This is a genomic window from Bradyrhizobium sp. 2TAF24, from assembly GCF_052115025.1.
Classification (GTDB): Bacteria; Pseudomonadota; Alphaproteobacteria; order Rhizobiales; family Xanthobacteraceae; genus Bradyrhizobium_A.
In genome coordinates this window covers 115,215-138,675 of the sequence record NZ_JBFRFW010000018.1, presented here as the reverse complement: position 1 = coordinate 138,675, position 23,461 = coordinate 115,215, and the positions used below count along the sequence as shown (strand labels likewise).

Here is a 23,461-nt window from a genome sequence, read left to right as displayed (position 1 = left end):
ACCCATGCGACGAAGCGGAACAGGAGCAACTGCCTGATCTCATAATTATCTGGTTTTTAGATAATCTGTAAATCCGATTATTTGTCTGCCCCCTTCTCTTTGGGGCAGAAAAATGCCACGAACGCTCCGATCTCCTCGACAAAAGGCCTTGGTCGCCCTGCTTATTGAAAAGCGGAAGAAAGCAGGGTTGACGCAGGCGGAACTCGCTAAGCGGTTGCGGCGCTATCAGTCGTTTGTCGCAACAGTCGAAAGCGGCCAGCGCCGAATTGATGTGATCGAATTTCTTGATATGTCGGAGGCCATTGGCTTTGACCCGATCGACGCGATTAAGAGGCTTCGCGCAGCGGTTCGCTCTCAGTAACATGCAAGCCTTTATTCGCTAACCGAAGAGTCCAGCCCCTCAAAGGACATGGCTTTAACTCTTCATCATCGGTCCCAGGTTCGAGCCCTGGTGCGGCCACCGGTCCTTTCAAAAACCTAGCCGCCTTCACCGTTTGACGGTTTTTGAAACGGCGTTTTTCGCGGGCCGCTCATCAATGGAATGCGACCGCGGTTTACGCGGCCGCCCTCTTCAACCGAGCGCGCCCACGGGCCAAGGCTTTCCGATTTGGTGGTTTTGGGGGGCAGGCCGGACAGGCAATGATGCTTTCCGGTCCAACTTCAACCGCGCCTTCGGTAAAGTTGTCGAGTTCGCCAGCGAGCAAAGCTGTGACTTGCTGGTCAAAAGCTTTGCGCGTGACCGCATACATACCGCCGCGAGCTCCTTCGAAGCCGCAGTTCCAGGCGGCGAGCGCCTGTCCGTAACGGAGCGCCGCGCGTAGGCCTTGTGCGCCGGCCTGTCGCAGTCCCACTTGACCTCGCCCGGCAACCTTCGCGATAAGGCCTGCCGTGCACCAATCGCCCGAACCGCAGGTGTCTGCCAGACGTGGTGCAGCAACGGCGCCGAGATGAAGCCAGTTCGAAACGGATCGTCCTAGACGGTGGCGATACTTGAGGCCTTGATCACCCAGGGTCTGGACTTCAACCAACGTCGCCGTGCCGTCCTTCATTACGCCCTGAACGCCCGCAAGCCGCTGGTCGGCATACTTGACAATATGGGCGATGCCGATCGCCTCGGCGAACATTTTGTCGGTTGCTTTGCTCGATGGCTCGAAGACCACCACCGCGCCTCGCTCGGCCGCTTGCGCGGCGAGCATCAGCGTCGCCCGAGACAAGCGGTCCAAGAAAAACACCGACGCGCCGTTCAATGCCGGGGTTACTTTTTCGACAGCCTCGATCGTCACAGCCTTAAAGCCCGGAAGCCATTGCCCGCACTGCGGGCATGACCAGGAAAATCGATGTTTGGGCCTGCCGTCGCGTCCGCGTCGGATCTCCTGGATAATAATGGGCGTATGTGCTGTCGGACCGCAGTTCGCGTAGTCCAGTCGAACACCCCAGCGCGCCATGTCGTCGCGAACGCGGACCGAAGCCGGATCGCCATTCATCCGCGCAATTGGATAACTGTCCCAGCCGAGATAAGCCAGAGCAGATAGAACATTGCCGCAGGTGCCGCCCGCCCATGAACGAACGGGGGCCTGCGGATCCAAGCCGACGACCAGATCGAGCGCGATCAGGCCAGCTCCGAAGACTTTTGGTCGCTCCACAGCAGTCATTTTGCAGTCTTTCCCTCTATGAGTAGAGCCGGCCGGGGTTGAGGATACACGTCCCCTTCCAACCAAATATGAACAAGATTGGGTGCGGCGATCTCCGTGGGAACCGACGAGCCTAGATCGTAGCCGATCGGCTCCAGATGCGCGACCGGCAAATCGCGCTCAAGCGCCGCCATCAACGCTCCCAAGGCCATGACTTTGCTTCCGAACGGCGAGAGCACGAGCAGCGAGCCACCCGTCTCCGCGAAAACCGGCTTTCGCAAGTCGTCCAGCCGAAGAATGGTTCTGTAGAGGTCGACGGGGTCACTCTCGTCCGCATAGACAATGTTGCGCGTGTCAACCAACCAGCCGCTCTCCAATTCTGTGAGGTATTCCTCGGCCAAAGCGTCGCCCAGTCTAGGATTGGTGGCCGGGAAGGGGAGGATCGGGCAGGTATCGTGCGGTGCCACGAAGTCGTGCAATCGACCAAGCGCTCTTCGACGCCCCGCCGCAAGTTGCGGTAGCCAAAGTTTGGCCGCGGTGGCGAAGCTGTCGAGGGTCGACCCTCCCTTGAAACCGTGCACATAGCCGGGTGAGTCACTCGGGACCGACCGGATGTCCGCATCGAGCTTCGGATCGTGCGCGACAAAAACATGCAGGTTTGCTGGCCCCTTCCGGCGCTCGATGCGCTCCAAGAAATAGCGGATAATCGGGAAGCTGGTGCCAACCGAAAGTGCGCTGATGTCGATCACGATGTCCGTGATCCCGTCGAATTGCTGGCGATTGAGGACGGCGACCACATTTCGGCCGCCGATCACCGCACCATCGGGGCCGAAGATATCCACGGGCACGACCTCGCGGTCCGCGATCGCTGCAAGAAGGGCATCCGTGTTCGCGCTTGCGCGGTCAATCAAGCCTTGCAGCGCATTCGGACGATTCTCCTGGAAGAAGATGGCTCGGACCGATGCGCCTGCTGCAACCAGACGTGCAGCCACGGTCCTAGACCGGGGGTCGAACCCAGCGCCAGCGACGAACAATACGCGTCGATCTTTCAGGGCGAAGTAGTCCGCGACGAACGCATCCGCCTCCACACCGTGATGGGCGATACAAGGGTCCCAGCGACGGTCGCGCGCCATTTCAGCCCTCGCCCAGAAAGCGAAGGAGGTCGTCAGCCCGCCGTTCGAGAAACCCTCCTCGCTTTAAGGTCAGCCCTTGATGGAGCAGAAACACCCCCCCCAATTCAATCAGGCACCACACCCGCTTTTTGGTGCCGTGGTTCGGCACAAGCACGAAAGCGTTGTAGGCCACCCCGAACTGCAGGACGCGCGCCAATTGTGGATTGGTCTCGGGAATCGCCTCGAATTCATCCTGCGGGATGCCAAACGCTGTGGCTCCGCCGCCCAGAGAGGCATTACCTTCAAGACTCTTGGCGAGGCACTCGGCTGCGATTCCGTCGGCCAGCCGACGGACATGTTGGTGTTGGGGAAAGTCCCATTCCCGCACCATCTCGCCGGCGCGCTCGCGCAAAAGCTTATGTTGAATGCCGCTCTTTAGGGTTGCTGCTTTGGCACGGATAAGCTGGGTTTCCGATTGCGACACCAAACGGGCAGCGAGCTGCAGGAATTGCTCTGCATTCTCGGAGCTGGCGTCGCAAAGAGCGTCGATACCGAAATAATACGGCCGATCGTGACGGTGCATCAGGTGAATGCGCGCGCCATCGGCCACGTCGGCGTCGGCGGTGAGGGGCCGGTTTGGTTCGGCATCATCGCCGCCTGCCTCGAACAAGCCCCGCTGCGGGGTGCGTTTGGCGTAGCGCTCCAGCAGGATCGCGAGCATGGCAAGCCGCAAGTCCTCGCCATCTTCGTTAGCGCCGGCCAGATAGGTTTCGACTTCTTGTTCCAGCGCACGCCGCCGCTCGGCGGAAACGCCGTAGCGGTGCTGCAAGACCTCGACTTGTTGGGCAAGCCTGTCGCGCTTGCCCGGCGGTATCGTTTCGGGCGCGGTCGCGAGCAAGTCGCCGAGGTTATGAAGGCGCCGTCGGTTGAACACCTCCATCTGACTCAGATATCGGCCAGCCATGTCCTTCGCCATCTTGCGGAACGCGCGACGCTGGCCCGCGCGATCATCGCTGCTCTGCATCCAGATGTCGGTGATCTCGCGCGTATGCTTCAGCCCAGGTTCCTCAGACACCGCGATCTTATCCAGCAACACGTCGCCGGGCGTCAGCGCGTCCAAACGGGTCAGCACCCATCTGGCGACCTTCATTTCGCGCCGGGTGAGCCACCGGCGCAGCGCAGCGAGTTGCGTCGGATGCAGGCTATGGGCATCGTCGAAAATGACCAGCGGCCTGAGCTGCAGTACCTGTTCGCCGTCGGTAACACGGAACGACTCGATCACATCAAACGGCCGATATACGGCCGCGGCTTCGCGATCGATGTCGTCGATATCGGGAGGCATCAACGCCGCCGAGATTTTATAGATTGCAAGCTCAACCTCGCGTGCCCGCGTAAGCAGGGCGGGGCCATGCGTTCCGCCGATCGCGGTGAGCGCGGCGTCAGCGTCAGCGCGCGGAATGATTTCCACGCGATCGAGCGGTATCCCAGCGGCTTGAATGTTGCGGAGCCAGGTTAGTACGGTTCGCGCCTGCAACAGCGCGATCATTAGGCCCGTCTTGAGATCCTCAGGATAGGGAAATTCCCAAAACTCGCGGTACTCGGCTTCCAGGGGCAGGCGGCCGCCGATTATTGTTGGGCGTTCGTCTTCGATCGCTCCACAAGCCGTCAAGGTGTCAATCAACGCCTTATAGGTGTTCAGGCCGCGGTTGCGAAGCAGTGTCGTCAGCGTGGAGAACTGGAAGAGCCGCGCCAGAGTGGTCTTACCGCTGCCCGGCGTTCCGATGATCATCGCAAGCCTGTCGTAGAGTCGCCCCTCTTTGGCAGGTTTCTGGAAGAAGGTCGCAAGCGGTTCCGGCGTCACGACGGCTAAGAAGGCCTCGTCGTCTCGGAGATATTCGGTCGCTCGTTTCTCGAAAGGGTTCGCCATGCCGTCCCTTTTTAAGCGTGCCGCTGACGGCGGCGGAACAGGGGGCGCATCGCCGGCACGACCGAGTTCTCCTGTACACCACCGTCAGTCTCGGCCCACAATAGCGCGACCGAGTTGTTGGGCGTGTTGTGCTCAAGTACCAACGGAAGCGCGCAGCCGCCATAGCCAAGACCCAGATGGGGCGCGCCACCAACTTCGGTATGCTTCGTCTGGATCTTTGGATCATAGTAAGACTGCGTCAGCTTGATGAATGCAGCGTGCCGGCTGTCAGTGTTGATTGGCAGATCCTGCGGCAGAATCGTGCCGAAGGAAGCGTGGACCTGTTTGGCCCATCCATCGCCGTTGAGTGCCGGCAGCGCTTCTTGATGGCGCTGGACGATAGCTTGGGCAGCACCGGCCGAAGCGACATAGTGGTGGATGCATAATTCCCAGTCCGGCGCGAGAATTCGATCGCCACCCAGCGCTGTCACCGCACTTTCGATCGACTCACGGAATTTAATGAGCTTTCCCTTCCACTTCTGCTTTTTCTGATCGTACCGGAGAAATGTGGTCCCGGTGCCGGTAAAGTCGTCGATCAGATAGACCAAACGAAAGCGCGCCTCGGGATCGCCGAGGTCGGCGCGCAGGTTTTCGAGCAAGTCCGCCCATTTGTCTCTGTCGACCTGTGTTGCCAGAACCAGCTGCTCATTGGTGATCAGGCCGACATTAGCGTGCCGCACAGTGTCGATCCGGGCACCGTCGCTTAGGCCCATGAACAGGGTTTGCCGCCGAAGCCGTTCAGCCGCTGCGCGGGCGTCGGCGTCAGCGAGAACACGATAAGTCGGGATGCCCCGCTCGGCTGCAACCGTGCGGATGATCCGGTCCCGAACGGTTCGAGGATAAAATTGCTCGACCAGGCGGTGCATTTCGCTGGGGCCAATATAGACAAGGGTGTACCGGACAAATGCGTACGCGGTTTCGCGCTCGGCGGGCGTAAATTGCTGCAGCCAGGTTGCGAGGCTTTCGATAAAGCGCATGCCGGCCTGGAAGTCTCGGTAGCCGTCGTATTTCAGGCGTGCCATGAGCCGTAGCCATTGGAATTCCTCTCGCGCCCGTTCATCGGGCCAGTCCATGATCTGCCCCAGTATCTTGAGGCCAAGGTCCTGATTCACGCGAGGGAGTCCTTTGCAAAGCCGAGGATGCCGTCGTGCACTTGTAGAGACGAGAGATATTCGAACGTGGCCGCAGGCCCACGTTGTCCCGGCTGCGCCAGATTCCAGCACGTGGCAGGATCGACACTAATCTCGTCGACGCCGAGTGCGTAAGGTCCACGCAAGAGCTCGTAATCATTACCAGGCCAGCGGCCCCGGTCACCAATGGCAAGCAACGGCGCTGAGCCGGCCAGATCACGAAGATGGGTCAGAACATTTAGCTTTGAAACTCCGGCCGCCACGATGTCGACCGAATGGCTCGATCTGGTGACGGTGACATCGGCCGTACCGGTCATCATGATGATCTGCCGTGCCAAGTCCCAAAGCCGACTTTCGGGTATGACACGGGTGACTTCCAGCGTAATTTGATAGCGCCGTTCGGTTTGCCGAGCGACCTGTGCGAGTTCGGGCTGATTGCGCAGCGCTGCGGCGAGCGGCGCAAGCGCAGCGCACGTGCCCTCGGAGCCATCCGGTGCGTCTTCGTCGTCCAGCCGCGCGATCTCGGCGCCATTGTAATAGCCAATCAGAATCTTTGGCCAAAGCGCCTTCGGAAGCCGAGCCTGAAGATCTCGGCGGACCGACGCGCCGCGGCCGGTCGCGATAGCAACCCAAGCCCCCGCTGTTGCGATGCGTTCTAGCTGCGCGCACATCGACTCGCTGGCTGGCACGAAGCGGTCGCGTGTATCGACAATAGTGCCATCGTAATCAAGAACGACGCCTGCAAAGGTCGCCGCGCGAAGCCCATCGCGGAAATTGTCGAGCGCGAGCCGCCAGCGATCGAGCTCGCCGGCGCCCGCCATACGCTCGGGAGCGACGCCGGCCTTGCGCGCTATAGCCGCGGCGTCTCGCGCCGTGAGGCCGGTAAGGCTTTCTGCACGCCCTGCACGAGGCAGCGGTAAATTGTACAGCTTGCGACCAAAATCAGGCACACCCGGCCGGCCCGGGTCGATGCCGCGCGCGGCGCCGGCCCAGCCGCTGACACGCAGGGCCGCAACCAGAGCTGAGAGCGCGGTGGCGCTGGCGTTTCCGGCGAAACTCAGCTGCGCCTGAGGAATCTCCGGCGGAATCAACGCCAGGGTCCGCTCGGCCAATGAACGGTCGTCATCGGTGATGAAAGCGAGAACCCCGCTCGTCTCGCCGCGCTTGGCCAGCCAGTGATGGCGGCCATGGGCGAAGTTGCGATAGTCCGCGAGTTGGAGATTGCCGAGCGCAGCTTCTGTGAACTTGGACTCCAGATCGATGGCGCCAATGCGGGTCGAGGAACCATGGAGGACGAGCGTCGTCGGCCGCGACCATAGCTGCGTGGTGGCGTCTTGCCAGGCGGCGGCTGCGTTCGAACCCTCATGTATCAGCGGGCGGAGGCTCGCCACCGCGTCAGTCCATTCAGTCTCGAAGCCGAACTCGGCTGCGTAGGCGCGGGCAAGGAGCGCGGTGAATCCAAGCAGCGAGTTCGTGGCGAGGAAGCCGTCCTTGCCTGCCGGGGGTGGATAGATGAGCAGATCCACGAACGGATGAGCGCGGCAGAGCTGGGCCAGAGGGCTGTCTTCGCGCCCGCACAGGATGGCAAGCTGCCGCGGTTCGCGTCCGATCAGCGCCTTGGCGGCGGCGATGATATCGACGTTGCCACCACCGGCGCTGAGTAGCCAGGTGGTGACAGTCTGGTCTAGCGGTTCTTCGACGGCTTCCAGAGGTGTGGCCACAGCCGCGATCCGTGCCGTAAAACGCTGGTGGAAGCTTGCAAGCGCGTGAGCGGCCGTGAGGGAGCCGCCGGACCCGATGGCGCGCAAGGCTGAGAGTCCAGCTGTTCGGACTGCTTTCCGCAATGGGCTGATGTCAGCCGAGGCCGCCCACTCAAAGGTGTCAGCCAACTTTGCCATTTCACTCGCATAGGGGCGCGCCATGGTCTTCCGGAATTCCGATCGCCTTTTTCAAGCCGACTCGGCGTGAACAAAATAGAAACATGCCATATGGCGACTCGCCTGACAGCTATAATCTAACACTATTGTCCGAAAAATGTAGCCTTCTTCGGACAGTGGAACTTTGACTTGTCCGAAAAATGCGTAATCCTTCGGACATGACCGATTCAGCTAGCCCTGATCTCCGCTCCCGTTTGCTTCCACGCATCCAATCCGATGGCGACACCGTATGGACGCCAGCGGACTTCGCCGACCTCGGAGGACGTGCTGCCGTGGATAAAGTACTGCAACGACTCGTTGCCGCCGGAGAGCTGCGCCGGATTGATCGTGGACTCTATGATCGTCCGCGCCGAAATCAGCTAACAGGGCGTGATACCGTACCTGACTATCGCGCGGTGATCCGCGCCGTCACCCGCCGCGATCAGGCCCGCTTTGTTGTCGACGGCATGACCGCCGCCAACGATCTCGGTTTGACGACGGCCGTACCTGCTCGAATCGAAGTGCTGGTAGATACACGGCTCAAGCCAATCAAACTTGGCGCCCAGGAAATTCACTTCAAGCCGGCGGCGCCGAGCCGCCTCTTCTGGGCTGGTCGTCCCGCCATGCGGGTCGTCCAGGCGCTCCATTGGATCCAAAACGTCTTGGCCACTCCAGAGGAGCATGAGCGCGTGGCGAACCACCTTCGCCGCCTTTTTGCCGACCCAGAACATGGACCTGCGCTCCGCGATGACCTGCGCCAAGGTTTCTCGGCGCTGCCCATTTGGATGCAGAACTTCCTGCGTGAGCTGATCTCACCAGCGCCGGAGGCGCAGGCACGAGTGCCGACGCTTACCGAGAAGTGATTACCGCGCCCGCGCGCGTCGCATGGTGGCCTGTTTCCTTCTATGACTTATGTTCGCATAACCTTCATTATGGAATATATTCCTATAGCAACGTAACTCGCCGCGGGGATTACGCCTGCTTGTGGGCCGTCAGTTTGGTCCGACAACCCCGTATGGCGTAGCGCCTCGCCCAGCGAGGCGAGCGCGAATGGCTTCTGCGTGGTGTTCGCAGTGAAAGTGTTCGAGACTCAGGGCATCGTCAGCCCGCGAACAGTTGTTCGAATTCTGTTATGCCGTTTGAGTGATTTTGAGTCCGGGCCCATCAATAATGAGTCCGGTGTTTCGAAATAGAGTCTGCAGGGTCGTGAACGCCCGCCGGCAGCATTCCATCCTGGCCGGAAGCGGCGACCTGCTGTGACGTGCGATGCTGCTGGTGTCCACGTACGGTGTTCGAGCCGATTGCGTCGCGCAGTTTCGTTTCGAGTTCGACCAGCGGCACGAAGAAGCTCGAGCGATGCACAAAGTCTTCGCCGTTGACGACGACGTCCGGGCCGCCCGAATGAGGATGTCCGATGAGCGGCAATGGCAGTAGCCGCGATCCCTGCCCGATGGCCGCAACGAAACGATGTCCGTCCCATCGAAAGAAACGGTCCGACTTCCCTCCGGTTACCACCAGACCGACGGCCCCGCCGTCCTCAAACATCCTCAGATCGCGCGCGCGCACGCTGAAGACGAGCCGGTGCCGGCCACGTGATTCCAGGTACACTTCGTGCAGACACCCGCCGCCATGGCAAACGGCGGCACGGTTCGCGCAGGCGAAGTCTTCGAAGTGCAGCGATACGAAACGTCGGCCTCCGGCCATGATCGAGACCGAGAAGTAGTGCCCGGCCGCCGCCGCGCTGCCGCACGCGCGTTCGCGCGCGAAAATCCCCCGTCGTATCTCGGCCGGGAGTCCCTCGATATGCTCGGGTGCCCACGGGTTCTCAGTGGCGAAGCTGCCGCGAGCGGTCGATTGCCCGCATGTCAGTATCGAGCCGAGCAGCAGCAGCGCACCCGTCACTGAAATTCGTCGAGTCGGTTTCACGGAACGATCCCCCTTTTTTGCTTCGGCGTGCAGTCGTCCGTTCGATCGAAACGGATCCCGATGCGGCGTTCGGACGCCCAGATGAGTCGACAGGATCGCGAGATATCTTCCGAAGGGATCACAAGGACGAAATGGTGCGGAATGCCGAGCGGACTCTCCACTTCGAGCAGCGCGCCGGAGGCCGTCAGGTTTCGGACGGTGCAATCGATGGCCGCGCCGCCGAACGCGATCGTTGCGGCCTTCAACACCCTCAGTCGCGCAATCGATCTTTTCTCCACCATGACGACCGTCTCCACGAAAGGTCAATCGACCTTCTTCTCGGCCGCCTCTCCCTGTTTCACGATGTCCCCCGTCGTGAAGAGGATGCTCTGAAGCTCGGTCCGCCAGTCCTTGTTGTGGCGGAGGAGGAATTCGAGGTTCATCCCAAAGTGCTTGAATTCTTCCTTCTGTGCGTTCGCCATGATTGCTTTCGCCTCTTTGTCCTTTTCGAGCGACATCCGTTGTTCGTACCAGCCAATAGCCTCGGCCTCCTCTATCAGCGACGTGATCATCCGCGCGAACGTGCGCATTTCCTGCGAAAGTTCTTCCGGCGGTTCATGATATTGATCGAACCCCATTTTGATCTCCTTTTTTTGATGGAGTGAAGAGATTGATGTCCGTGAAAACCCAGTTTTCGCGCAGCGCCGACTCCAGGCTATCAAAGCTAGTTATGCGGTCCACCTGATGGTCCGCGCCCATAGGAATTTTCCACCCGTCATTGTCCTTCCTGCCGCACGATGTTTTAGAACGTTTGGAGCAAATGCTTGCCTCGAGTGTTCTGACACCAGGCCGCGAGGCGTCAGCATTCACCCCGGGCCGAATTCAATGTCTTGGGATTTGCAGGTGCGGTTGACGATCGAAGAGTGAAGCGAATTATTTCTAGCAATCGACGGCCGTTCCATATGAAGAGCATCGAAGCAAGCGCCAGATAGACCCAGGCTAAGCCCGACAGAGTGGCTATCGTGCGTATTTCGTCGTTCCTGTAGTAGTAGGCCAAGCTCACCTGAACCAAAAATAGCAGCGCTAGTGCGGTCGCCGACAGAAGGCTGAAACGCAGCCGCATGAGCAGTGCGACGCCGAACAGGGATTGAGAGGCAGTAAGAAAAAACTCCTCGATTTGTCGCGCGTCCAACGGCAGTGCTGTCGCACCGCCGGCGCCGACGGTCATCGCCAGCGGTAGCATGCCGACCAGGAGCGTCCACTGATTGATCTTGTCGCTGATCATAGTGATGAGTCCGCCCGCCGCGCGCCCCCTTAGAACAAACAAGACGGCGATAGATACGGCGGGTGCTTCGCTCGCGAGCGGCGCCAACCACTGGATGAGAAGGAATTCGCTGATGCCGAGGGCGCGGCCCGCTTCGATCATGGCTTCCGCGAAAGGCGCGGCGCTCCAGAGAATAATTCCGCAGGCGGCGAGCCCGAGGCCTGCCATAACTATCCATTGCGTCCGGAGCGGCAATTCATTGAGCGCCGCGGCAGGTCCAGGCTCGTCCTCTTCATCCGGATTCTCGCTTTTGCGAACGTTGCGGACGCGCCAGACATATCCTCCAAAGATTGCCACCAACATCGTGAAATCGAAAAGGGTAATGCTGCCTTTGAACAGAATGACGAACGCGTAGAGGCTGGCGAGCAAAAGGAACGAGACTTCGATTGCGTTGTCGTTTGTCAGTTCGATCACGCGATGCCGATCCTTAATCCAGTGCAGCAGCGCTAAAAGCGGCCATGCGACACCGACAAGCAGCCGATTCGCGCCGGTCATGTTGGCCGCAGCATAATGGACGTACGGCGACTCCGGGCCGGCCTGGCCGGCCTGAAAAGCGTAATACATATCCACCGCGTATTCCGGAAGGACCGTTATCAAGGCGACGGCCGCAAGGATCAGGCCCTGTGCGATGTGCCGCTCGGCCGCTTCCGCACCCCACGACAAAAGAAATCCGGCCGCGAGGATCGCAACGCCGAAGATTGCAGTGTCAACGACCGGCCCGAGACGCCATCCCGCTGTTCGCAGAGCCAGGGCCGGTAGAGCGGCACACATTGCGATCCCAATGAGGACCAAAAAGCGCTTTATCGCCGTCCCGTTAAGATTGGTGCCGCGACTGCTTTCAGAATTCATGCCCGTTCCCTTCCCGCTTGGCTTCCTTCGGCCGCCAGCGCCGCGCATCGAGCCGACCGATCAAAGGCAGGAATTGCAATTCCAGGATCAGAATGACCAAGACGGTCACCAGTCCCGCAATGAGAAGTTCGCCAATCCCCGCGAGCATGCCGACCGCCGACGTTGCCCAAATGGCCGCTGCCGTGGTCAAGCCACGAACGTTGCCACCGTCCTTGAGGATCATCCCTCCGCCGAGAAACCCCACACCGGTGACGACGCCCGCCATGATCTTCTCCGCGGTCGCCGGAAAGTTCTCGACACCGACGGCCGTGAACGCGGCCGCTCCCAGGCTGACGAGCATGAAGGTACGGTCGCCGGCCTCCGAACCGCGAAACTCGCGTTCCCATCCGATGGGGAAAGCCAACGCGACGGCAACGGCGATCCGGACAAGCAGCGCGAGATCGAATCTGGTAGTACCACCGGCGTCGCCTGCCGCTGCGAAGGCGCTGCCTGTTGTCAGTCCGAACGCAAGAGCGATGACCGCAAGTTGAGTCACCGCATGACGCGACGCTTCCGTGGTGGACAGTCGGCTCAATGCTTGAAACATCGCGTCACTTTCAGGGGTTGGGGCAGGCAGGAAAGCATTCAGTTCTTCTTCCTCAAGACTTGAACGGCTCGGTCGTGGGCAAGCGGAGCAAGCGCAAGGCGTTGATCGTCACCAGAACCGTCGCCCCGGTGTCGGCGAGGATGGCCGGCCATAACCCCGTCAATCCGACGACGGTGGTGACAAGAAATACGGCCTTCAGCCCAAGCGCGACGGCGATGTTCTGGCGGATGTTAGTCATGGTGCGCTTGGACAGGTCGACCATGGCGGCGACGTCGGACACCCGCCCGTGCAGCACAGCGGCGTCGGCGGTCTCCAGTGCGACATCGGTGCCGCCGCCCATGGCGATGCCGACGTCGGCGGCGGCGAGCGCGGGCGCATCGTTGATGCCGTCGCCGACCTTGGCGACCACAAGGCCTTTCTTCTGAAATTCGCCAACGATCCGCTGCTTGTCCTGCGGTAGAAGTTCCGCTTCGACGTCGATACCGAGTTGTTTGCCTATTGCGCTGGCAGTGCGCCGGTTGTCGCCGGTGAGCATCACCGTCCGGATCCCTGCGTCCGACAAAAGCTTCAGCCCTTTCCTGGCATCCGGACGGGGCTCGTCCCGCATGGCGATGGCTCCAGCGACCTTGTCGTCCATGACGAGGAGGGAAACCGTCTTGCCCTCGTCGTTGAGGGCCGAAATCCGGGCATTTTGGTTCGCAGCGACGGGAACGAGTTCCGCGACCGCATTCGGCGAGCCAAGAAAGACCTTTATGCCCTCCACCGTCGCCTGGACGCCTTTGCCCCCAATAGCCGTGGCGTTGGACGTCGGCGGCAGCTTAATCTGCTGCTCGGTCGCTCTGGACAAGATCGCGGTCGCAAGCGGGTGGCTTGATCCGGATTCGAGGGCAGCCGCGAAACGCAGGACGTCTCCCTCGCTCCGATCGAAGCCGATGACATCAGTCACTTGGGGTTTGCCCGCGGTGAGGGTGCCCGTCTTGTCGAAACAGGCGATCGTGATCTTGCCGATTTGTTCGAGGACGGCGCCACCCTTCAGCAGCAGTCCGCGGCGGGCTCCGGCAGACAGGCTGGCGGCGATCGCTGCAGGCACCGAGATAACCAGGGCGCAGGGACACCCGATCAGCAGGATAGCGAGGCCCTTGTAGATCCAGCCGCTCCAGGCGCCGCCGAACAGGAGCGGCGGCACGACGGCCATCAGAGCCGCTACCGCCACCACGCCGGGCGTGTAGTACCGGGAGAAGCGGTCAATGAAACGCTCGGTCGGCGCCTTCGACTCCTGCGCCTCTTCGACTAGCTTCACCACGCGGGCGATCGTATTGTCCGCCGCAGCGGCCGTCACGCGCACCCTGAGCAGTCCGTCTCCGTTGACAGTGCCGGCGAACAGGCTCTCATCGCGGCCCTTCCGGACGGGCGTGCTTTCGCCGGTGACCGGCGCTTCGTCGATCGAACTCTCTCCGGACACGATGACGCCGTCCGCCGGAATCCGGTCCCCGGGACGAACCTGGATCATGGTGCCGACCGTGAGCGTGTCGGCCTCCACCTCGCGGACCTGGCCTTCATCGTCCTCAAGCTGGGCGGTCTTCGGCACCAGCTTCGTCAGGTCCTGGATGCTGGCGCGCGCCTTGCTGGCGGCGACGCCCTCAAGAAGTTCGCCGATCAGGAACAAAAATACTACCGTTGCCGCCTCCTCCGTCGCCCCGATGAACACCGCGCCGACCGCCGCGATCGTCATCAGCATCTCGATTGAAAACGGCGTGCCTGCCATCGCTGCGGAAATCGCGCGCTTGCCGATCGGGATCAGGCCAACCATCATCGCCAGTAGAAATGCCCACTGCTCGGTGGCCGGAACGGCTTTTCCGACCGCAAAAGCGACCGCGAGAGCGGCCCCGGACGCCATGGTCAACTGGCCCTTGCGGGTTCGCCACCAGCTTTGGTCCTTGGAGCCGGGCTCGTGGATGTGGGAATGGCCAGCGTCTTCTTCTTGGGGCACGGATCCCTTCTCCCCGTGATCATGGCCGACGTGTCTTGAGCTCTTCTCCTCCGGGTCCATGACCGCGTAACCGAGCCCGGCTATCTGACGTCTCATCGCCTCGGTATTCGGCTGGTCGTGCTTGACGGTGACGGCGCCGCCGGCGACGGAGACGATCACCTCGGTAACACCGGGCATCCGCCGCAGCGCGTTTTGGATCTTGATGGCACATGCTGCGCAGTCCATCCCCTCCACCTGCATGCGCGTGGTGATCGTATTTGCCTGCGCCATTGATTTCGCTCCACGGGGGTCCGACATCAAACGACCCTCAATCTGTCCGGCGTCGATGTCGACTGGAGATTCCTGGTCCATGTCCGGTAGTAGGCTACGGCCGTCATCAAGCCGATCCCGCACAGGCTGACGAGCGCTTGGAAGACTATCGAGTCGGAAACAAGTTCGATGAGGAAGCAGCCGACGAACGAGAGGAATATTCCGACGCAGAATACTTCCAGGGAGCGCTCGCCGCAGATCGTCGCTGGACGCAGGAAGGGTAGTTTCAAGACCGTCGCGCTTCGCGGCACCAATCTCGCAACGACCAGCGCGAGCGCGAGGAAATGCAGGATCCGATACGGCGCCAGGTTCGTCTTGTCGTTCGGGAGCAAGACGTCGGCGATCGGTGCCGGCATCGCCTCCGAAAAGCCGAAACGCGCAGCAAGCGTGACGACGAGACTGAACAAGAGGAAGAGCACCGCCGACCATACGGCCAGGCGGGATGCAATCAGCCGCCGCACCAGACCCGTCCGGTCGAGCGAGATCCAGGCGCCGATCATGAAAAGAAACTGCCAGGCGAATGGATTGAAGTACCAAGTGCCGTCGGGATAGCTAGACAAATTCCAACCGAAGGTCCGGGCCGCCACGTAGATTGCGAAGGAGGCCGCCAGCGCCAGGCCGGGCGACCGCATCAAAAGCCAGAGGAAAAGCGGAAAAGTGGCCATCAGCGCGGTGTAGAGAGGCAGGACGTCGAGATTGAGGGGCTTGAACTCCAGCAGCAACCCGTGCTTCAGGAATTCGATCGGATCGGCGATCAAGCGCCGGATGTTGTATTCGTCGAGAAGTTGGGCGTGACCGTAGCTCTGGGCGACGTAGCCGACCGCGGCGACGTAGACGGCGAACAGCAGGATGTGCGCCACGTATAGCTTCCAGGCCCGAGCCAGAATGCCGACCGCGGCCGCTACGAAGCCCTTGGCGACCATCGTCCGCGAGTAGACGAGCGCGACCGTGTATCCGGAAATGAAAACGAACAGGTCCGCGGCATCGCTAAAGCCGTAGTTCTTTGTCGTCAGCCATGCGACGGCATTGTTCGGAATGTGATCGACGAAGATCGCCCAGTTGGCTGCGCCTCGAAATAGGTCGAGGCGCAGGTCGCGCTCCGTTGGGCCGCTGTCTGATTGATCGCCCACGCGGTTCGTCATTCTAACATTCCCTTCGCCTCGGTGTCACAAGCGCCGCCGAACCATCTACGGCGAACGCTCTGCAACTTCTTGTATTTTGCCTGGCCGGCCTCGCCCTCGGCGGTCTTGATCGTGAGCGTCTTCGTGGCGCCGGGCGCAATTGCGGTCTTGGCCTCACCCTGCAATGAGTTGTCACCTGACGCGACGAACGTTATCGTTTCCTTTGCGGTCCCGTTTTCGATCAATACTGCCCCGGAGTAGCCCTTTGTTGCGACCGACTTGGCATTCTTGGGATCAAAAACGTTGATCGTAACCTTATTGCCGGACCTGACGAGTTCCGCGTCGATGTCCGCGACATCCTCCATCTGACCGCCATTCGGCTCCTTCTCGCTGCCATGCAAATGCTGCGCGACTTCGGCGCCGGTGCTTTACCATCTGTGCCGGCTCAGTCATGGCGCGACCTCTCTCGCAGCCGGAAGGAACATTTGCGGGGCAGCATGCCGTTCATGTCTTGCCCTCCAGTCGAAGCCGCTTGTAGAGCGCCTCGACAGCCTCGGAAAAATCGAGCGCCTCGTTTCGCGCGCAGTGATCCTCGAGGAACCGCAATTGAGTGACCAGGTCGAAGGTCGCCGGATTGAGGTCGAGGCCTTCGTCCATGCCCGGCGGCCTGCTCAATATAATTCCGCTCATGAAGCCTTGTGCCCACGCTAGATAATCCCTCCGCACCATGGGATTCAACGCGACGTCGCCGTTGAACTGCTTGCAGGTCGCGGCGCCCAGGCCGACGATCTTGGCAGTTCGCCCCTCTGCCCTCAGGTCCGCCATGGAGGACGTCATCAAGGTAACTGCGGACAACATGAAGCACAGGATCGGACGTCGTACCTTCCGATCGACACCACGGGCTGCGACGGTCGCCTGGCGGCCGTCGCAATCTAAAGTTTCCTGTGCATTCCACATCGGAGCCGTAGCCATCGTCCGCGCTACTTCTTGAATTTGGCCTGTCCGGATTTTCCTTCCGCGGTCTTAATGGTCAAAGTGATCGTGGCACCCGCCGGTATCGCTGCCTTCGCGTCACCCTTGAGGGAATTCTCGCCCTGCGGAGCGAGCGTGACCGTCTCCCGGCCGCTGCCGCCCGCGATGAGCACCGCCGCAGTAAAGCCCTTTGTAGAAACCGGCTTTGGGGTGTTCGGGACGAAGACGTTGATGGTGACGGTAGTCCCGGCGGTAAGAAGTTCAGCATCGATGCCTGCGACGTCGAGCATGAGGCCACCGTTTGGTCCTTTTTCGTATTCTTCGGCCGAAGCCGGGGCGGCGAACGTCAAGGCGGCGATAAGCAGCAGAACGTATTTCATGATTTCACTCCGTTCGGTTCCGGCGTTTTCAGTTCACCGTTCTCGATGTCCTCACGCCGGAACAGGACATAGAGAGCGGGCAGCACAAGCAGCGTAAGAATGGTTGACGAGATGATTCCTCCGATGACGACCGTGGCCAGCGGCCGCTGCACCTCCGCGCCGGCGCCTGTCGCGATCGCCATCGGCACGAACCCGAGGGAAGCGACGAGCGCAGTCATCAGGACGGGCCGCAGCCGGGTCAGCGCGCCCTCGCGCACCGCATCCACAAGGGCGTGTCCTTCCCTGCGGAGGCGCTCTATGAACGTGATGATGACGAGGCCGTTGAGCACGGCCACGCCCGACAGCGCGATGAAGCCGATGCCGGCACTGATCGAAAGGGGAATTCCACGGAGCAGGAGGGCCACGATGCCCCCGGTAAGGGCCAGCGGTACGCCGCTGAACACCAGCAGCGCGTCGGGCATCGAGCCAAGGCTGATGAAAAGCAACAGGAAAATCAGCGCCAGCGCGATCGGCACCACTATCGTTAGCCGCTGCGTCGCCGAAACCAACTGTTCAAATTGCCCCCCCCAGCCGATCCAGTAACCGGCCGGCAGCTTCACCTTTTGCTCGACCTGACGCTGAGCGTCGGCGACGAACGACCCGAGGTCGCGGCCTCTTACGTTCGAGGTCACGACGATCCGACGCTTGCCGTCCTCGCGACTGATCTGATTGGGACCGGGCGCCAGATCGATCTGCGCGAGTTCCGACAACGGGACGTAACGGATCTGGGCGAGTGGCGAGTGGCCCCACACTGCAGGCATCGCCTTGGACTGGTTCTCAAGGGGTGGCAGCGGTATCGGTAACGACCTGATCGCCTGAATATCCGCACGCAGATGCTCCGGAAGCCTGACGACGATGCTGAATCGGCGATCGCCCTCGAAGACCAGCCCGGAATTCTTGCCCCCGACCGCAATCTCGACCAGGTTTTGGACATCACCGACGCTGATCCCGTAGCGCGACAGGGCCTGCCGGTTGAGCTTGACCGTGAGAACCGGAAGACCCGCGGCCTGCTCGGTCTTTACGTCCGCTGCTCCCTGAACCGTCTGCAAAACGGCCTGCACCTTTGCCGCAGACTGGACCAGTACATCGAGATCGTCTCCGAATATCTTGACCCCGACGTCGCTGCGGACGCCGGATATGAGCTCGTTCATGCGTTGCTGGATAGGTTGCGAAATTCCATAGACGCTTCCCGGCACATCTTCGGCCGCTTGCTGAACCTCCGAAACTATAGTCGCCTTCGATTTTTCTGGATCGGGCCAGTCCTTCCGTGGCTTCAGCATCACGTAGCAGTCGGATGTAGACGGCGGCATCAGGTCGGTCGCAACTTCCGCCGTGCCGGTGCGCGCGAATACTTCCTTGACTTCGGGCAACTTGAGCAGCCGCCGCTCGAGCATCGCCTGCATCTCCACGGACTGGGTCAGGCTCGTTCCCGGGATGCGCACCACCTCCATGGACACATCGCCTTCATCGAGACTTGGAATGAATTCGCCTCCCATCCGTGAAGCGGCGATCCCGCAGACGACCATCAGCAGAGCGGCGATCACGGCGACACCGAACCTGTTGCGGATGGAAGCGGCGAGCAGCGGTGTATAGATGTGACGCGCTCCCCGCATGAAGAAGTTCTCGTGCTCAGAAACCTTGCCGGTGACGAGGAGGGCAACGGCCGCCGGGACAAACGTCAGAGAGAGGATACTGGCGCCGGTCAGCGCCATCAGCACCGTCAAAGCCATCGGCGTGAACATTTTCCCCTCGACGCCCGTGAGCGTCAGGATCGGGATGTACACCACACCGATGATCAGCGTTCCAAACAGACTTGGGCCGATGACTTCCCGAGACGCGGCCAGGATCGTCTCGAATCGCTCCTGGCGGTCAAGAACGCGCCCCAACCGGTGCTGCTCTGTCGCCAGCAGGCGCAGACAGTTCTCCACGATGATGACGGCGCCGTCGATGATGATGCCGAAATCGATGGCTCCGAGACTCATCAGATTGGCACTGACCTTGTTCTCCACCATGCCGGTGATGGTGAAGAGCATTGAAAGCGGAATGACGAACGCGGTCGCGATGGCGGCTCTAAAATTTCCCAGGATCATGAACAGGATCACGATTACAAGAAGCGCGCCTTCAACCAGATTTTTCTCGACGGTTGCAACAGTGGCTTCGACCAGCCGCGTCCGATCGTAGACTGCCCGAGCAACGACACCGTCCGGCAAAGAACGTCCGATTTGCTTGAGCTTGGCTGCCACACGCTGCGCCACCGTCCGGCTGTTCTCGCCGATCAGCAGCATGGCAGTTCCAAGCACGACCTCCTGGCCGTTCACGGTGGCTGCGCCGGTGCGCAAGTCCTTGCCTTCCCTGACGTCGGCGATATCCGAAATCCGAACCGGAACGCCGTTTCTTGATCCGATCACGATCTCCTTGATTTCGTCGATATTTGCGACTTGCCCGGGTGTGCGGACGAGATATTGCTCACCGTTGCGTTCGATGTAGCCGGCGCCGACGTTGGCGTTGTTCGACGCCAGCGCCGTCATCACGTCGCGAAAACTGAGCTTGTAGGCCATCAGTTGCGCGGGATCCGGAAGCACGTGAAATTGCTTCTCGAATCCCCCGACGGTGTTTACTTCGATGACGCCGGGAACATTCCGCAACTGCGGCTTGATGATCCAATCCTGGATCGTGCGCAGATCGCTCGGCGTGTAAGGCTCGCCGCTCGTTTTGCGGGCCTCCGGCTTCGCTTCCACGGTGAATTGATAGATCTCGCCAAGACCGGTTGAGACCGGCCCCATGGCCGTTTCGATCCCGGGCGGAAGCTGGTCCTTGACCTGCTGGATCCGTTCGTTGACCAACTGTCTGGCAAAATAGATGTCGGTGCCATCCTTGAAGATGACGGTGACCTGGCTCATGCCATATCGCGACTGCGACCGGGTGCTGTCGAGACGCGGAAGCCCGCCCATGGCGGTCTCGACCGGAAACGTGATGCGCTGCTCGACTTCCAGCGGCGAGTAGCCAGGCGCCCGGCTGTTGATCTGGATCTGGACGTTGGTGATGTCGGGAACGGCGTCGATCGGCAGGCGCGTAAAATTCCAGGCTCCGAAGGCGGCCATGACCAGCACGCCGATCATCACAAGCCATCGCTGGCGGATGGCAAACGAAAGAATTCCATCAATCATTGCGCTTCTCCGGGTGTCGGCCGATTTCCCTGATGCGTGCAAATTTATGCACCGCCGTCGTGAACACGACGCCGTCGCCCTTCCTGCCCGTCCAGGCAGCCGACGCGATACGTTCGCAAATCTGATCGGCTAATTCGGACCGGCAGACCAATCTCAGTTCCAGAAACTGGTGATAGGTGAGATCGGTATCAGCCGAAACGTAGCCCCCGCCTTGTCCTCGGCCGCGTCCCTGCCCTCGGACTTCGTCGAAAGTGAAGCCCGGAAAGTCGGGCAGGTCATGCAGCGCGCGCACCACGTGGCCTTCCATGTGCGGCCTGACGAGGGCGGTGATCAGCGTCATTGCAGCGTCATCAGTCATTGTCGCCCGATCCTTTCCCCAGTTCCGCCTTGATGATGAAACTGTTCTGTGCGGCATAGACGTCGCCTTCCAGCACGCCGAAGGTGATCTCGACAAGTTGCGGGTCCCGCTCGCCGATCTCGACGTCCCGCGCTTCGAATTTCCCGCCGTTGCGGACGAAGACGACCGTGCGGTTCTCCCAGGTCTGCAGGGCGGAGGCCTTCACTGCGACGCTCACGGTTTTTTCGGACAACGTCAGCCGCCCGGTGACGAAGAGACCGGGCCTTAGTCGCTGTTCGGAATTCGGCACGACGGCCCTGGCGAGCGCGCTTTGGGTGTCGCTGCTGCCGACGGGCGACAGGTACGAAACCTTGGAATCGATAGGCGGCCCGCCGTCCGCCGGATCGATCAAAACCTGATCGCCAATGCCGACCCGTTTGAGGTCGCGCCGATAGACGGAGAAATCGACCCACACAGTGGAGAGGTCCGCAATGACGAACGCCGGCTTCTGCTCTGAGACGTATTCGCCGAGCGTCGTCTGCCGGTCGATCACCGTTCCCGCGAGCGACGCTTTCAATTCGTATTGCGTCAGACTTTGGTTGCTTTCGATAAGCGCCAGGACATCGCCTTTTTGAACTCGATCACCGATCCGCTTTCGTACGTCGCGCACGATGCCGGGAAAGCGTGGAGTGACCTGAACCAGCGATTCCTGGTTCGGCTGCACAATACCGTTCAGCAATAGACTGTCTCGCAGCACGCCCGCCGAAGCCTTCGCGAGCTCGATTCCTGCGGTCTCGATCTTGGCGTCGCTCAACGTAACACTGTCGGCGTGCTCCTCCTTTTCGGCCTTTTCCGCTGGAGTCGTTTTCGTGGCCGCCGGGGTGAGCATCCGGTAGCCGCCGTAGGCAAGGGCCAAAGCGACCAGAATGAATACCGAATAGCGAACGAATGCCTTCATTATCTTGAACTCTCGCGGGTGAGCGAAAACGGATTGCCGACGAGACCTTCGATGGTGGCCACGGCGATATGGAAATTCTGCAAGGCCTCCTGCTCGCGCAGCAACGCCTGCAACAGCGACCCGCGGACGTCGAGCAATTCGAGCAGTGTGAAGCGGCCCTGCGAGTAGCCGCTGAGGATCGTCTCGGCGGCGCTGCGGGCGTTGGGAATAACCGACGACCGCAGCAGCTTGAGCTCGGCCAGAGCGCCTGTCAGGGTGTCGTAGGCGCGGCCAGCGATGCTGAGCAGCACCAGCTTGTTGATCGCCCGCTCCGCATCCGTCTTCGCGAGCGTCTCCTGTGCCGCGATGATGTTGCCGGTGTTCTGGTCGAAGACCGGAAGTGGGATCGAAACGCCAAGGCGGACCGCGTTGTCGTTGGTGTCTTGGTAGTGTCGCCAGCCCGCCGAAAAGCGCGGGTCCGGAATGGCTTTTAGTCGGGCGATAAGAAGTTCGGCATTGCGCTGCGCCGTGACCGCGGTCCAGCGCGCCAATTGCGGATTGGCGTCGATCGCCTGCAGTACGGCCTTGAACGGCGGCGGCTGACCGGTACTTGCCAGCCGTCCCACGGCTTCGCCGAACCTCGGACTGGCGTCCCCCATCAGGATGGCAAGATCGCGGCGCGCCGTAGCCAGCAGTGTCTTGGTGCGTTCCCGTTCGACGCGGAACAAGTCCGCTGCGATCTGGGCCCGCTGCGTCTCGGCAGGCGAGGACGCGCCCTCCTGGACGCGTTTTTGCAGCAAAGGAATCAGCGGATCAAAGCTCGCAATCTGCTCATCGAAGATCTCGATGCGCCGCTGCGCGCTGATGATCGTGATGAAGGCGATCGCCGTCTCGGATAGGACTTCCAGCCGCGTCGCCCGCCGCTGCCAGACGGCCGTACCGATACCGGCCTCGCCGGCCGCAACGCGTGCTTCCCGCTTGCCGCCCAGTTCGACGAGTTGGCTGAGCTGCAGATTGGTCTCGGCCGAGCGCACCCCCTTGTACGGACCAGAGCCAAAAGCGTTGTCGAGTTCGAACGAGGCCTCTGGATTGGGAAGCGCACCTGCCTGAATGCGGAGTCCGCCGGCAATGCCAATATCTCGCTCGGCGGCCGTCAGGCGCGGGTTGGCAGCCAACGCACGCTGAAGCGCCTGCGGCAGGGAAATTGTGCGAGACGATCCCTCGGCAGCAAACAACGGACCTGAATAGGCAAGAAACGCGCAAAAGACGCGCGCAGCAATAGGCAGACGGGACATAAGAGTGACCTGAAATGAGACGATTGCGCGAAGTTCGCGCGGGCTGATAGCTCAGTTCAGGGATTTGGGGGGCGGCGGGTCCGGCAGGCGTACTTCGAGGACAAGAATGGTGTCGCTCGGAAACGACATTTGCGCGGATATGCTTACCGGTTCGTACACCATCACCGCTGCGGGCACAGTGATGGGGACGCAGGAGTAGCAATGTTCGACCACCGTCGGGGTCTTTTTCGAACCCTCGTCGGCCTTATCGGAAGGTGCGCTGGTGCTGATCGGTGTGGACGTAAAAAGGGATTCCTCTGCGCACGCAATCTCGCCGGCAAATCCAACCATCAGATATACGACAGCAAGAAACGCCATTACCACCCGCCTCAGGCGGGTGGCTTGCGGTCTTGGCATCGTGTGGCCGATTTGACGTCCCATGTTCGTTGGTTAGCAAATTTGTTTCTGGAACACTATCACAAATTCGGCTATCCGTATTTCATGTGAAAAGGCGGT

At 60.9% G+C, this 23,461-nt stretch carries 22 protein-coding genes; 2 read left to right on the top strand and 20 right to left on the bottom strand.

Annotated elements, in window-relative coordinates; all coding sequences use genetic code 11:
- Positions 1-112 precede the first annotated feature (112 nt).
- Positions 113-361, top strand: a complete 249-nt coding sequence (locus tag AB4Z37_RS25870) for a helix-turn-helix domain-containing protein (RefSeq protein ID WP_441519570.1) — start codon at positions 113-115, stop codon at positions 359-361.
- Between the two features lie 193 nt (positions 362-554).
- Here the strand turns inward: AB4Z37_RS25870 and AB4Z37_RS25865 are convergent, their stop codons facing one another.
- The 5 genes from AB4Z37_RS25865 to AB4Z37_RS25845 are packed head-to-tail and all read right to left on the bottom strand — an operon-like array spanning position 555 to position 7,647.
- Entirely contained in the window at positions 555-1,652 is a 1,098-nt protein-coding gene (locus tag AB4Z37_RS25865) for a PfkB family carbohydrate kinase (protein ID WP_441519569.1), read from the bottom strand.
- Positions 1,649-2,764, bottom strand: a complete 1,116-nt coding sequence (locus tag AB4Z37_RS25860; protein WP_441519568.1) for a hypothetical protein — start codon at positions 2,762-2,764, stop codon at positions 1,649-1,651. Before AB4Z37_RS25860 ends, AB4Z37_RS25865 begins: the two co-directional genes overlap by 4 nt.
- Position 2,765: 1 nt before the next feature.
- The gene (locus AB4Z37_RS25855; RefSeq protein ID WP_441519567.1) at positions 2,766-4,670 is read right to left on the bottom strand and encodes a hypothetical protein; all 1,905 of its coding nucleotides are present in this window, start codon (positions 4,668-4,670) and stop codon (positions 2,766-2,768) included.
- Between the two features lie 11 nt (positions 4,671-4,681).
- Positions 4,682-5,821 carry a phosphoribosyltransferase-like protein gene (locus AB4Z37_RS25850; RefSeq protein WP_441519566.1) on the bottom strand — a complete coding sequence of 380 codons (1,140 nt, stop codon included), beginning with the start codon at positions 5,819-5,821 and terminating at the stop codon, positions 4,682-4,684.
- The gene (locus AB4Z37_RS25845) at positions 5,818-7,647 is read right to left on the bottom strand and encodes a sucrose-6-phosphate hydrolase (protein ID WP_441519565.1); all 1,830 of its coding nucleotides are present in this window, start codon (positions 7,645-7,647) and stop codon (positions 5,818-5,820) included. Before AB4Z37_RS25845 ends, AB4Z37_RS25850 begins: the two co-directional genes overlap by 4 nt.
- A gap of 287 nt (positions 7,648-7,934) precedes the next feature.
- Here AB4Z37_RS25845 and AB4Z37_RS25840 point away from each other — a divergent pair, with 287 nt between their 5' ends.
- Positions 7,935-8,618 carry a DUF6088 family protein gene (locus tag AB4Z37_RS25840; protein WP_441519564.1) on the top strand — a complete coding sequence of 228 codons (684 nt, stop codon included), beginning with the start codon at positions 7,935-7,937 and terminating at the stop codon, positions 8,616-8,618.
- Between the two features lie 301 nt (positions 8,619-8,919).
- On the opposite strand, the gene AB4Z37_RS25835 is transcribed toward AB4Z37_RS25840, so the two are convergent.
- The 15 genes from AB4Z37_RS25835 to AB4Z37_RS25765 all read right to left on the bottom strand — a co-directional run bounded on the left by AB4Z37_RS25835 (position 8,920) and on the right by AB4Z37_RS25765 (position 23,323).
- Entirely contained in the window at positions 8,920-9,681 is a 762-nt protein-coding gene (locus AB4Z37_RS25835; protein WP_441519563.1) for a hypothetical protein, read from the bottom strand.
- Positions 9,678-9,962, bottom strand: a complete 285-nt coding sequence (locus tag AB4Z37_RS25830) for a PilZ domain-containing protein (RefSeq protein ID WP_100554765.1) — start codon at positions 9,960-9,962, stop codon at positions 9,678-9,680. Before AB4Z37_RS25830 ends, AB4Z37_RS25835 begins: the two co-directional genes overlap by 4 nt.
- 21 nt (positions 9,963-9,983) lie before the next feature.
- Positions 9,984-10,298: a ferritin family protein gene (locus AB4Z37_RS25825; RefSeq protein WP_100554734.1), complete on the bottom strand. Its 315-nt coding sequence runs from the start codon at positions 10,296-10,298 to the stop codon at positions 9,984-9,986.
- Between the two features lie 221 nt (positions 10,299-10,519).
- Complete coding sequence (locus AB4Z37_RS25820) at positions 10,520-11,833, bottom strand: sodium:proton exchanger (RefSeq protein ID WP_441519562.1); 1,314 nt, start codon at positions 11,831-11,833, stop codon at positions 10,520-10,522.
- A complete protein-coding gene (locus tag AB4Z37_RS25815) occupies positions 11,823-12,419 on the bottom strand; it encodes an MgtC/SapB family protein (RefSeq protein ID WP_100554736.1) in 597 nt (198 codons plus the stop codon). The genes AB4Z37_RS25820 and AB4Z37_RS25815 overlap by 11 nt, the downstream gene beginning before the upstream one ends.
- A gap of 52 nt (positions 12,420-12,471) precedes the next feature.
- A complete protein-coding gene (locus AB4Z37_RS25810; protein ID WP_100554737.1) occupies positions 12,472-14,679 on the bottom strand; it encodes a heavy metal translocating P-type ATPase in 2,208 nt (735 codons plus the stop codon).
- A gap of 26 nt (positions 14,680-14,705) precedes the next feature.
- Entirely contained in the window at positions 14,706-15,860 is a 1,155-nt protein-coding gene (locus AB4Z37_RS25805) for an OpgC family protein (RefSeq protein ID WP_100554738.1), read from the bottom strand.
- Positions 15,857-16,204, bottom strand: a complete 348-nt coding sequence (locus tag AB4Z37_RS25800; RefSeq protein ID WP_441519561.1) for a hypothetical protein — start codon at positions 16,202-16,204, stop codon at positions 15,857-15,859. The genes AB4Z37_RS25805 and AB4Z37_RS25800 overlap by 4 nt, the downstream gene beginning before the upstream one ends.
- 139 nt (positions 16,205-16,343) lie before the next feature.
- The gene (locus AB4Z37_RS25795; RefSeq protein WP_441519582.1) at positions 16,344-16,697 is read right to left on the bottom strand and encodes a hypothetical protein; all 354 of its coding nucleotides are present in this window, start codon (positions 16,695-16,697) and stop codon (positions 16,344-16,346) included.
- Between the two features lie 122 nt (positions 16,698-16,819).
- Positions 16,820-17,191 (bottom strand): hypothetical protein, encoded by a 372-nt coding sequence (locus AB4Z37_RS25790; RefSeq protein ID WP_441519560.1) that lies wholly within the window; start codon positions 17,189-17,191, stop codon positions 16,820-16,822.
- On the bottom strand, positions 17,188-20,397 hold the full coding sequence (locus AB4Z37_RS25785) for an efflux RND transporter permease subunit (protein ID WP_441519559.1): 3,210 nt from the start codon (positions 20,395-20,397) through the stop codon (positions 17,188-17,190). Before AB4Z37_RS25785 ends, AB4Z37_RS25790 begins: the two co-directional genes overlap by 4 nt.
- The gene (locus tag AB4Z37_RS25780) at positions 20,390-20,755 is read right to left on the bottom strand and encodes a P-II family nitrogen regulator (RefSeq protein WP_441519558.1); all 366 of its coding nucleotides are present in this window, start codon (positions 20,753-20,755) and stop codon (positions 20,390-20,392) included. The genes AB4Z37_RS25785 and AB4Z37_RS25780 overlap by 8 nt, the downstream gene beginning before the upstream one ends.
- Positions 20,748-21,692, bottom strand: a complete 945-nt coding sequence (ihpB, locus tag AB4Z37_RS25775; protein WP_441519557.1) for a divalent metal ion exporter adaptor subunit IhpB — start codon at positions 21,690-21,692, stop codon at positions 20,748-20,750. Before ihpB ends, AB4Z37_RS25780 begins: the two co-directional genes overlap by 8 nt.
- Positions 21,692-22,966 (bottom strand): divalent metal ion exporter subunit IhpA, encoded by a 1,275-nt coding sequence (gene ihpA / locus AB4Z37_RS25770; protein ID WP_441519556.1) that lies wholly within the window; start codon positions 22,964-22,966, stop codon positions 21,692-21,694. Before ihpA ends, ihpB begins: the two co-directional genes overlap by 1 nt.
- A gap of 51 nt (positions 22,967-23,017) precedes the next feature.
- On the bottom strand, positions 23,018-23,323 hold the full coding sequence (locus AB4Z37_RS25765) for a hypothetical protein (RefSeq protein ID WP_441519555.1): 306 nt from the start codon (positions 23,321-23,323) through the stop codon (positions 23,018-23,020).
- Positions 23,324-23,461: the final 138 nt, after the last annotated feature.